This window comes from Caulobacter sp. S45 (assembly GCF_903642205.1).
GTDB lineage: Bacteria > Pseudomonadota > Alphaproteobacteria > Caulobacterales > Caulobacteraceae > CAHJWH01.
This window is the reverse complement of sequence record NZ_CAHJWH010000121.1, coordinates 1-9830: the sequence shown is the minus strand read 5'-3', so window position 1 is coordinate 9830 and position 9830 is coordinate 1. Positions and strand designations below refer to the sequence as shown.

Genomic DNA, 9830 nt, shown 5'->3' with positions numbered 1-9830 from the left:
CCACGCCGCTTCCGAAGCCGCCGCCGCGACCCAGAGCGCGGTGTCCGACACCGTACAGGACGCCAAGCCCGTCCTGGATCACGCGGCGCAAGACACGGCGCGCGCCCTGGACAAGGCGGGCGCGGCCACCGGCCGGGCGGCCGAGCGCGCTGGCGCCGACCTCAACCGCGCCGGCCGTCATCTTGACCGGTCCTTGCAGTCGGGAGCCGACAGGCTCACCAATGCCGGCGACAACTGAGTCCACGCGGCCAGACCGCCCGCTCACGGCCGCTCACGCGGTCATCAGGTTCCAGGATTCCGCGCATGTTCAGCTTCATGTTCGCCACCGGCATCGAGAACAGCGTGCCGACCATCAAGGGCGGCCGCGAGCGTGTCGACGAGATGGAGAAGTGCGGATTCTACAAGCACTGGCAGACCGACTTCCAGCTTGTGGAAGACCTCGGCGTCCGCTTCCTGCGCTATGGACCGCCGATCCACACTGTCTGGCAAGGCCCCGGCAAGTATGACTGGAGCTTTACCGACGAGACGTTCAACGACCTGAAGAAGCGTGACATCGTACCGATCGTGGACCTCTGCCACTTCGGCGTCCCCGACTGGATCGGCAACTTCCAGAACCCGGACTTTCCCGAGCTGTTCAAGGCCTACGCCAGCGATTTCGCCAAGCGTTTCCCGTGGGTCCAACTCTACACGCCGGTCAACGAGATGTACATCTGCGCAACCTTCTCCGCCCGCTACGGCTGGTGGAACGAGCAGATGACCAGCGACCAGGCTTTCGTCACCGCCTTGAAGCACATCGTCAAGGCCAACGTGCTGGCTATGACGGCGATACTTGAGGCGCGTCCCGACGCCATCTTCGTGCAAAGCGAATCCTCCGAATACTTCCATGCGGAGAACCCAGCGGCCATCGGCCCGGCGGAGGTGATGAACTCCGAACGCTTCCTTTCGCTGGACCTGAACTACGGCCGGCGGGTGGACTCTGAGATGTACGAGTTCCTGATGGACAACGGCATGACCCGGGACGAGTACCATTTCTTCCTGGACAACCGGCTGAAGCAGCACTGCATCCTCGGCAACGACTACTACATGACCAACGAGCACAGGGTGACCGCCGACGGCATGACCAGCGCGTCCGGCGAGATCTTCGGCTACAACGAGATCACCCGACACTACTACCAGCGCTACCGCCTGCCGGTGATGCACACCGAGACCAACCTCGCCCAGGGCCCGAACGGCGACGAGGCGGTGAACTGGCTGTGGAAGGAATGGGCCAACGTGCTTCGGGTGCGCAACGACGGCATCCCGATCCTGGGCTTCACCTGGTACTCGCTGACCGACCAGGTGGACTGGGACGTGGCGCTGCGGGAGAACAACGGCAAGGTGAACCCGCTGGGTCTGTATGACCTGGACCGCAACATCCGCCCGGTGGGCACGGCCTACAAGCAGCTGATCGCCGACTGGCGGGACGTGCTGCCGATGCAAAGCGTGTGCATGGTCGCGCCCATCGCCACGCCCAGCGAACACGGCGACAGCTGGCTTGAGGACATCCAGGAAGACGCCCGCAAGCTGAACACCGACGCCGCCAAGAAGCCTGACGTCAATTCCGTAAGGGGCTGACCATGCGCTACGCGGACAAGGTCGCCAGCGTCGCCAGCGCCTCGCTGGTGGTGGATGGCGGCCGGCTGGCCGAGCTCTAGGCGTGCGCGCCTTCGGCGTCACCGCGGACGGCCACACCATCCACTCCGCCACCCTGTCCTGGCCGGACGGCCTGGAGGTGCAGCTGATCGAGTACGGCGCCATCCTGCACCGGCTGGGCGTTCGTACCCCAAGCGGTCAGCGCCAGGCGATCCTCAGCCTGGACAGCCTCTCCGATTACGAGCGTGACACCAAAAACGTCGGCGCCTGCGTCGGTCGCTTTGCCAACCGCATCGCCGGCGGTCGTTTTGAGCTGGACGGGCGCGAAGTGCAGGTCAGCGTCAACGAGCCGCCCAACACCCTGCACGGCGGCAAGGTCGGCTTTAACAAGCGCAGTTGGCGGATCGTAGAGGAGACGCCGGACGGCCGCGCCGTCACCCTCGCCTACCGCTCGCCGGCAGGTGAGGAGGGCTTCCCGGGTACGCTGGAGGTGCGGGCGAGCTTCACCCTGACGGCCGCCGACACCCTGCAGATCGCCTACGAGGCGAGTGCGGACTCAGCCACGCCGGTCAACCTGTCCCACCACATCTACTTCAACCTGCTCGGCGATCGCGCCGCCACCATCCTTGACCACCGCTTGACCATCGAGGCGGACGGCTTCACCCCAGTCGGCCCGGGACTGATCCCGACCGGGGCCATTGCCCCTGTGGCGGGGACGCCGTTCGACCTGCGCAAGGGCGAGCGGCTGGCCGACGTGCTGGCCCAGTCCGATCCGCAACTGATGCTCGGCGAGGGCGTGGACCTGAACTGGGCGCTCGCCCCAGGCGCCGGGCCCGCCTTGACGCTGCAGGCCCCGGACCGGGCAACGATGCGGCTCACCACCGACCAGCCAGGCATGCAGGTCTATACCGGCCAGGCGCTGCAGGCGCCCTTCGTCGCCTACGGCGGGCTGGCGCTGGAGCCGCAGGGCTTCCCGGACGCGGTGAACCATGCGGGATTCCCGGACGCCATCCTGCGCCCGGGCCAGATCTACCGCCGCCGCAGCCTCTACCGCTTCCAGGCCTAAGGCCCCACCTCGCCGCCATGCCGCGCCTGATGACCTACAACGTGCACGGCTGCGTGGGCGTGGACGGCAAGCTGGACGTGGGCCGGATCGCCGCCGTGATCGCCCAGAGCCGTCCCGACATCGTCGCCCTGCAGGAGCTGGACGTGGGCCGCGCCCGCAGCGGCCGGGTGGACCAGGCGCACGAGATCGCCAGCCGGCTCGGCATGCGCTTCCACTTCAACGCCGCCTTCGGCGTGGCGGAGGAGAGCTACGGGGACGCCATCCTGACGCCCCTGCCCCACCGGCTGGTGCGGAGCGGTCCCTTGCCCACCCTGCCCCGCTCCCGCCTTGAGCGGCGCGGCGCCATCTGGGTGGCGGTGGAAGTCGCGCCCGGTGTCGAGCTGCAGGTGATCAACACCCATCTGGGCCTGGTCCCGGTGGAGCAGCGCGGCCAGGTCGCGGCGCTGCTCGGCGGCGACTGGATCGGGCGGGCGGCCTGGTGCGATCCGGCGGTGCTGCTCGGGGACTTCAACGCCACCTCCCGCTACGCCGCCTACCGGACGATCACCTCCCGGCTGCGCGACGTGCAGCGCAGTCCCGGCGGCGAGCGACGCGCCACTCGTGCGGCGCGGACCTTCCCCTCGCGCCTGCCGGTGCTGCGCATCGACCACATGTTCCTGACACCGGGGCTCAAGGTGACGGAGGTGCACGCCGCCACCGGCCCCCTGGCGCGCGTAGCTTCCGACCACCTGCCGCTGGTGGCCGACCTGCGGCTCGCCTGAACGCCGCCGACCTCAACGCCGACCGGGCAGGGGCGGTCCGAAGCGGTTCGCACGCCCCTGACCCGGCGTCGCGCAGAGCAGCGCCGCGCACACCCCGAGCAGGCCGCCGGCCACCCCGCGCGCTGGCGAGGACAACGGCGGCCACGCCGCCAGGAACAGCGCCCACAGCAAGGCCGTCCACCAGCCCGCCCGCCCAAGGTCGTGCAGCCGGCGCGATGTCAGGCAGCAGCCGCTGAACAGCAGCACAGACAGCACGGCCCATCCCGTCGCCAGCCTCGGCGTTCCGCTCACCTCGTCCTCGTAGACCCATAGCGCCCCGAGCACGCAGGCCAGGCCGGCGACGAACGGCGCCCGCGCCAGCCGCCCGCTGGAGGAGAAGAACAGCTCCCAGGCGTCCGGCCGCTGTTCGGGCCTCAGCAATGGCATGGCGATGGCGAGTCTCCGCATAGGATCGATGCTCCTTATCTCCCCCCGCGAAGCGGGGGGAGAGGCTGCGCGGGAGAGGATCAGGCGCACGCCCTTTACCGCCCGGGCCTTGCACGTCTAGACGGTGGCCCTGGCCGAAGGAGGCTCCATGCGCGCTGCGATCCGCCGTCTCACCGTCGCCATGGCCACGGCCATCGTGCTGTCGCCGGCCACCTCCCGGGCCGCGCCGCCGAGCCCGCCCGCCAGGCACCTGCCGCAGCCGTTCACCGCCGCGGCCTACGTCATGGGCTCCGCCCATGCCAAGGTGACCATCGCCGAGTACGCCTCGGTCGCCTGCCCGCACTGCGCCCGCTTCGACGCCCAGGTGTTCCCGGCTCTGAAGGCCAGGTACGTGGACACGGGCAAGGTGCGCTTCGAGCTGCACGAGATGCTGGTGGGCAGCCCCGACATGGTCCAGGTGGCCGCCGCGGGCTTCATGCTCGCCCGCTGCGCCGGCCAGACCCGATACTTCCCGATCGTGGAGGCCATCTACCGCGCCCAGCCGGAAATCTTTTCCAGCAACGACCCCAAGTCCATCTTCGTGCGCATCGCCAAGGACAACGGGCTGGATGAGACGCAGATGGACGCCTGCATCAGCGACAAGGCCAACATCGACGCTCTGAACCAGCGTGTGAAGTACGCCACCGACGTGGCCAAGATCGACAGCACGCCGACCTTCATCCTCAACGGGACCAAGCTGGACGAGCACGGACGCGAGCCGGACATCGCCCTGTTCGATGCGGCGCTGCAGCCCCTGCTCGCCAAGGCGCCCGCTGCCAGGAGCCACCGCTAGGATGGCCGACCTCGCCATCTATTACGAGCACCCGCAGTGGTTCGCGCCGCTGTTCGCAGAGCTTGACCGGCGAAACATCGACTACGTCGCCCACACCCTGCAGGACCACAGCTTTGATCCGGGCGAGCCCCGCCTGCCCGCGCCGGTGGTGTTCAACCGGCTGGCCATGAGCGCGTTCCTGCGCCAGGACGAGCACGCCATCTTCTACACCATCGCCCTGATGGCCCACTTCGAGCACAGGGGCGCGCGGGTGATCAACGGCAGCTCGTCGCTGGCCGTAGACACCTCCAAGGCGCGCCAGCTCTCGCTGTTCCGGAGCCTGGGGCTGGAGATACCGGCCACCCGCGTGGTGCACCGCTTCGCCGACGTGGCCGCGGCGGCGGCGCAGCTGCGCTTCCCCGTCATGGTGAAGGGCGACATCGGCGGCTCTGGCGCCGGGATGGCCCGCTACGACACACTGGAGGAGCTGACCGCCTTCGCCGCCGAGCAGGGCACGCCCGCCGGCCTGAACGGCGTGACCCTGGTTCAGGAGTACGTGCCGGCCGAAGCCGGGCGGGTGATCCGCTGCGAGACGCTAGGCGGCCGCTTCCTCTACGCCATCGCCCTGGACGGGGCGGGCTCCACCTTCGACCTCTGCCCAGCCGACGTCTGCATGGTGGACCGACAAGAGAGCGGCGGGCCGTCGATCACCATCAGCGCCTTTGAGCCGCCACCCGAGATCGTCAGGGCGGTGGAGGCCGCAGCCCGGGCTGCTCACCTGGACGTGGGCGGGATCGAGTACATGGTGGATGAACGAGATGGAACGCCCCGCTTCTACGACCTGAACGCGCTGTCCAACTTCGTCGCCAACCCGCAGGCCGTGCTGGGCTACGACCCGCACGAGAAGCTGGTGGACCTGCTGGAACGCGAAATCGGCCTGGCGCGTAAGCTCGCCGCGTAAGGCGAGGGACACAGCGTGCGATACGGCTTCTGGGCTCCCGTCTTCGGCGGCTGGCTGCGCAACGTGCCCGACGAGGGCATGGGTCCCGCCACCTGGGACTACACCCGCACGCTCTGCCGGCGAGCCGAACAGATCGGCTATGACCTGACGCTCGTCGCCGAGCTGAACCTGAACGACATCAAGGGGACCGACCAGCCGGCGCTCGACGCCTGGTCGACCGCCGCGGCGCTCGCAACCGTCACCGAGCGGCTGGAGCTTATGGTGGCCGTGCGCCCGAACTTCCACCACCCGGCTCTGTTCGCCAAACAGGCCGCCAACATCGACAACATTTCGGGCGGCCGGCTGGCTCTGAACGTCGTCTCCTCCTGGTGGGCGGACGAGGCGACCCAGTACGGCCTGCAGTTCGACCAGCACGACGATCGCTACGGCCGCACCGCCGAATGGCTGGAGGTGGTCGACGGCCTGTGGACCCACACGCCTTTCACCTACGACGGGACGCGCTACCGGCTGAAGGACGCCATCTGCGAGCCCAAGCCCGTGTCCTCGCCCCGCCCGATGATCTACGCGGGCGGCGAGTCCGAGGCCGCCAAGTCCATGATCGCCGAGCGTTGCGACGCCTACGTCATGCACGGCGACGAACCCGCCCTCATCGCCGAAAAGATCGCCGACATGCGCAGCCGCCGCGAGCGGCTGGGCCTTGGCCCCATGACCTACGGCATGGCCGCCTACGCCATCGTGCGCGACACGGCCGAGGCGGCGCAGGCCGAAGTGGAGCGTATCACCTCCCTCAACCCGCACGCTCCAGGCTTCGCCAACTTCCAGCAGTGGCTCTCCGGCACCGAGCTGGAACGCGAGCTGAAGGTGAAGGAATACAGCGTCTCAAACCGCGGCCTTCGACCTGGCCTGGTCGGCACGCCGGACCAGGTCCGCGCCCGGGTGGCCGGGTTCGAGGCGGCGGGGCTCGACCTCCTGCTCCTGCAGATGAGCCCCCAGCTGGAGGAGATGGAGCGCTTCTCGTCCGAGGTGATCCGGCCGGCCTGAGCCGTCCCGCCGGCCTAGAAGGCCAGCTTGGCGCCCACCAGAAGCAGGGTCGCAGCCAGGATCGGGCGCAGCACGCGCTCAGGGATGCGTGCGGTCCAGTAGCTAGCCAGGATGATGCCGGGGATCGATCCCACCAGCAGCGATCCGAGCAGCTGCAGGTTGACCGAACCCAGCAGCCAGTGGCCCGCTCCAGCGATCAGGGTCAGCGGCACGGCGTGGGCGATGTCGGAGCCCACGATCCGCGCCACGGGCATCTTGGGATAGAGGAAGATCAGCACGGTCACCCCGATCGCGCCCGCCCCCACCGAAGACAGGGTGATCAGCACGCCCAAGGCCGCCCCCAGCGCCACGGTCAGCACCGCCGTCTTCCCAGGACTGAGATCGAGGTTGCTGCGACTCGCCAGGTCCACCAGATGGCGGCGGAAAAGCAGGCTGACGGCGGTCAGCAGCAGGGCGAAGCCCAGCACCGTGGAGATCAGCTTGGAGGCGGCGTCGCCGTGGAAGTGGAGGGCGTAGAGCAGCGCCACGGTGGCCAGCGTGGCCGGGATGCTGCCCAGGGCCATGCGCCCGGTGATCCTCCAGTCGACGGTCTTGTTCGCGCCGTGCACCACCGTACCGACGCCCTTGGTCGCCGAGGCGTAGAGCAGGTCGGTCCCCACGGCCGTGCCGGGATGGAAACCGAACAGCAGCACCAGCAACGGCGTCATCAGCGACCCGCCGCCCACGCCCGTCAGCCCCACCAGCACGCCCACCAGCAGCCCCGAGACGGCGTAGAGCGGGTTGATCCCCCGGGCGGCCGCTGAAAGGTCGAGCTGGGCGTGGGTCGCGGCGACGGCGACGATGAAGGCGCCCAGCAAGGCGAGAACCGCAAGGATGATGGCCAGTCGAAGCGTGAAGAAGGGCCGCGGCTGGATGTGCGCGATGCGGTCGCTCATGGCGCGCTCCTGTCGATAGACGATCCTAACTCTCGGCGGCCCGACCGGTGGCGTCCACCACGAGAATCTGAAGCGGCTGAGAGAATTGCTGAGCCGAACGGCGAGCCCTCGACTGGCTGGGACACCGCGTCTCCGCCGGTCGGCTCGGCAAGGCGCGAAATCGCGGCTAGACTCCGCCCGTCCGAAGGATTCTCGTCCCATGCGCCCGCTCGCCCGCCGCCTTGCCCTGGTCCTCGCCGGCTCCAGCCTGCTCGCCGCCTGCCACAAGGCCGACGGTGCAGGCGGCGACGCCATGACCGCGCCGGAGATGGGCATGGGCAATGCCGGCGCGAAGGTGACGGTGACCGAGTATGCGTCCGACACCTGCAGCCACTGCGCCGACTTCAACGCCAAGACCTTCCCGGCCTTCAAGGCCAAGTACATCGACAGCGGCAAGGTGCATTACGTCTTCCGAGAATTTCTGACTGCGCCGGAACAGGTGTCGGCCGCAGGCTTCCTGCTGGCGCGCTGCGTGGGCAAGGACAAATACTTCCAGGTGGTGGACGCCATCTTCCGCGCCCAGCCGGAGATGTTTGCATCCGGCGACGCCCATGGGGTGCTGCTGCGCATCGCCCAGTCGGCGGGATTGAGCGAGGCGCAGTTCAACGCGTGCGTCCAGAACGAGGACTCGCTGAAGGCCCTGGCCTCGCGCGTGCAGGCCGCCCAGGACCAGCAGCACATCGAAGGTACCCCGACCTTCCTGGTGAACGGCAAGCAGCTCGGGACGTCCGGCGAGAAGACGATGGCCGAGTTCGACGCCGCCATCCAGCCGCTGCTGAAGTGATCGCCCTGACCGCATGAGGACACAGCCATGCGCTTCCAGCGGCTGAGGCTGGCGGGCTTCAAGTCCTTCGTCGAGGCGACGGAGCTGCGCATTGAGCCGGGGCTGACCGGCATCGTCGGCCCCAACGGCTGCGGTAAGTCCAATCTCCTGGAAGCCTTGCGGTGGGTCATGGGCGCCAGCTCAGCCAAGGCCATGCGGGCCGACGGCATGGACGATGTCATCTTCGGCGGCTCGACCGCGCGCTCGAGCCGCAACCATGCCGAGGTCTCGCTGCAGATCGACAACACGGACCGCCTGGCGCCTCCGCGCTTCAACGACGCCGCAGTGATCGAGGTGGTGCGCCGCATCTCCCGGGGCGCGGGTTCCAGCTACCGGGTGAACGGGGTGGAGGCGCGGGCGCGCGACGTGCAGATGCTGTTCGCCGACGCCTCCACCGGCGCCAACTCGCCCGCGCTGGTGCGACAGGGCCAGATCAGCGAGCTGATCGCCGCCAAGCCCGCCAACCGGCGCCGTATCCTGGAGGAGGCCGCAGGGGTCTCGGGCCTGCACTCCCGCCGCCACGAGGCGACGCTGCGGCTGGACGCGGCGGAGGTCAACCTGGCGCGCCTGGACGACGTGGCCGCCGAGATCGAGGCGGGGCTGAACCGGTTGAAGCGCGAGGCGAGGAAGGCCGAGCAGTACAAGCGCCTCTCCGCCGAAATCCGTACCCTGCGGAGCGCCGCTCTCTACGCCCGGTGGTCCCAGGCCGCCTCGGGCGTCGCTTCGGCCGAGCAGGCCCTGGCCGAGACCCTGGCCGCCACGGCGCAGACCGCGCGGGCGGCGTCGGATGCGGAGGCCGCCTCAGCGAGCGCCGCCGAGGCTCTGAAGCCTCTGCGTGAGGAGGAGATGGTGGCCGCCGCCGTGCTGCAGCGGCTGGACATCGAGCGCGAACGCCTGGCCCGCGAAACTGCCCTGGCCGAGGCGGAGGTCGCGCGTCTCAAGGGCGAGATCGAACGCAACGGCGCCGACGCGGGCCGAGAGGATCAGACGCTGGCGGACGCGGCGGGCGTGCTCGACCGTCTCGGCCGGGAGCTGATCCAGCTCGACCAGACCCTGGACGCCGCGCCCGAGCGCACACCCGAGTTCGAGCGCCGCGTGGCGGACGCCGCCGCCCGCCGGGCCGAGACCGACACCCTGGTCGAACGGCTGGCCGGCGAGGCGGCGGCCGAAGTCATGCGGAGCAAGGCGGCCCAGGACAGGCTGGCCCAGGCCCTGGGCGTCCACGCCAAGGCCCAGGCCCGCGCGACCGAGGCGGACGCCCGCGTCGAACGCGTGCGGTCGGCGCTCGACCAGGTCAGGGCCGAGGTGGCGGTCTCGTCCACCGGCCAAGACCCG

Annotated in this window: 11 protein-coding genes; 9 read left to right on the top strand and 2 right to left on the bottom strand. The window is 69.3% G+C overall.

Annotated elements, in window-relative coordinates; all coding sequences use genetic code 11:
• The 4 genes from HUV06_RS11830 to HUV06_RS11815 form a co-directional block, all read left to right on the top strand.
• A partial coding sequence (locus HUV06_RS11830; protein ID WP_217433823.1) for a hypothetical protein occupies window positions 1–238 on the top strand: 238 nt, incomplete at its 5' end.
• Window positions 239–303: 65 nt separating this feature from the next.
• Window positions 304–1614, top strand: a complete 1311-nt coding sequence (locus HUV06_RS11825) for a family 1 glycosylhydrolase (RefSeq protein ID WP_174301469.1) — start codon at window positions 304–306, stop codon at window positions 1612–1614.
• An 82-nt stretch (window positions 1615–1696) separates the two neighbouring features.
• The gene (locus HUV06_RS11820; RefSeq protein WP_174301468.1) at window positions 1697–2698 is read left to right on the top strand and encodes an aldose epimerase family protein; all 1002 of its coding nucleotides are present in this window, start codon (window positions 1697–1699) and stop codon (window positions 2696–2698) included.
• Between the two features lie 17 nt (window positions 2699–2715).
• Window positions 2716–3459 carry an endonuclease/exonuclease/phosphatase family protein gene (locus tag HUV06_RS11815; protein WP_174301467.1) on the top strand — a complete coding sequence of 248 codons (744 nt, stop codon included), beginning with the start codon at window positions 2716–2718 and terminating at the stop codon, window positions 3457–3459.
• 12 nt (window positions 3460–3471) lie between these two features.
• Here the strand turns inward: HUV06_RS11815 and HUV06_RS11810 are convergent, their stop codons facing one another.
• Entirely contained in the window at window positions 3472–3906 is a 435-nt protein-coding gene (locus HUV06_RS11810; RefSeq protein ID WP_174301466.1) for a DUF805 domain-containing protein, read from the bottom strand.
• A 127-nt stretch (window positions 3907–4033) separates the two neighbouring features.
• Here HUV06_RS11810 and HUV06_RS11805 point away from each other — a divergent pair, with 127 nt between their 5' ends.
• Genes HUV06_RS11805 through HUV06_RS11795 form a run of 3 tightly spaced genes read left to right on the top strand, consistent with a single transcriptional unit; the run spans window position 4034 to window position 6698 of the window.
• The gene (locus HUV06_RS11805; RefSeq protein ID WP_174301465.1) at window positions 4034–4717 is read left to right on the top strand and encodes a thioredoxin domain-containing protein; all 684 of its coding nucleotides are present in this window, start codon (window positions 4034–4036) and stop codon (window positions 4715–4717) included.
• Between the two features lies 1 nt (window position 4718).
• A complete protein-coding gene (locus HUV06_RS11800) occupies window positions 4719–5657 on the top strand; it encodes a RimK family alpha-L-glutamate ligase (RefSeq protein WP_174301464.1) in 939 nt (312 codons plus the stop codon).
• Window positions 5658–5672: 15 nt separating this feature from the next.
• Window positions 5673–6698 carry an LLM class flavin-dependent oxidoreductase gene (locus HUV06_RS11795; RefSeq protein WP_174301463.1) on the top strand — a complete coding sequence of 342 codons (1026 nt, stop codon included), beginning with the start codon at window positions 5673–5675 and terminating at the stop codon, window positions 6696–6698.
• A 14-nt stretch (window positions 6699–6712) separates the two neighbouring features.
• Here the strand turns inward: HUV06_RS11795 and HUV06_RS11790 are convergent, their stop codons facing one another.
• On the bottom strand, window positions 6713–7633 hold the full coding sequence (locus tag HUV06_RS11790) for a sulfite exporter TauE/SafE family protein (protein WP_174301462.1): 921 nt from the start codon (window positions 7631–7633) through the stop codon (window positions 6713–6715).
• A 199-nt stretch (window positions 7634–7832) separates the two neighbouring features.
• Here HUV06_RS11790 and HUV06_RS11785 point away from each other — a divergent pair, with 199 nt between their 5' ends.
• Together HUV06_RS11785 and HUV06_RS11780 are read left to right on the top strand one after the other, a co-directional pair.
• On the top strand, window positions 7833–8456 hold the full coding sequence (locus tag HUV06_RS11785) for a thioredoxin domain-containing protein (protein WP_174301461.1): 624 nt from the start codon (window positions 7833–7835) through the stop codon (window positions 8454–8456).
• 27 nt (window positions 8457–8483) lie between these two features.
• The coding region (locus HUV06_RS11780; protein ID WP_174301460.1) for an AAA family ATPase at window positions 8484–9830 on the top strand (1347 nt) is incomplete at its 3' end.

Bases quoted from the DNA above. Each gene is read 5' to 3' on its own strand.
- HUV06_RS11825 (WP_174301469.1), top strand. From the start codon at position 304: ATGTTCAGCTTCATGTTCGCCACCGGCATCGAGAACAGCGTGCCGACC.
- HUV06_RS11815 (WP_174301467.1), top strand. From the start codon at position 2,716: ATGCCGCGCCTGATGACCTACAACGTGCACGGCTGCGTGGGCGTGGAC.
- HUV06_RS11810 (WP_174301466.1), bottom strand. From the start codon at position 3,906: ATGCGGAGACTCGCCATCGCCATGCCATTGCTGAGGCCCGAACAGCGG.
- HUV06_RS11805 (WP_174301465.1), top strand. From the start codon at position 4,034: ATGCGCGCTGCGATCCGCCGTCTCACCGTCGCCATGGCCACGGCCATC.
- HUV06_RS11800 (WP_174301464.1), top strand. From the start codon at position 4,719: ATGGCCGACCTCGCCATCTATTACGAGCACCCGCAGTGGTTCGCGCCG.
- HUV06_RS11790 (WP_174301462.1), bottom strand. From the start codon at position 7,633: ATGAGCGACCGCATCGCGCACATCCAGCCGCGGCCCTTCTTCACGCTT.
- HUV06_RS11785 (WP_174301461.1), top strand. From the start codon at position 7,833: ATGCGCCCGCTCGCCCGCCGCCTTGCCCTGGTCCTCGCCGGCTCCAGC.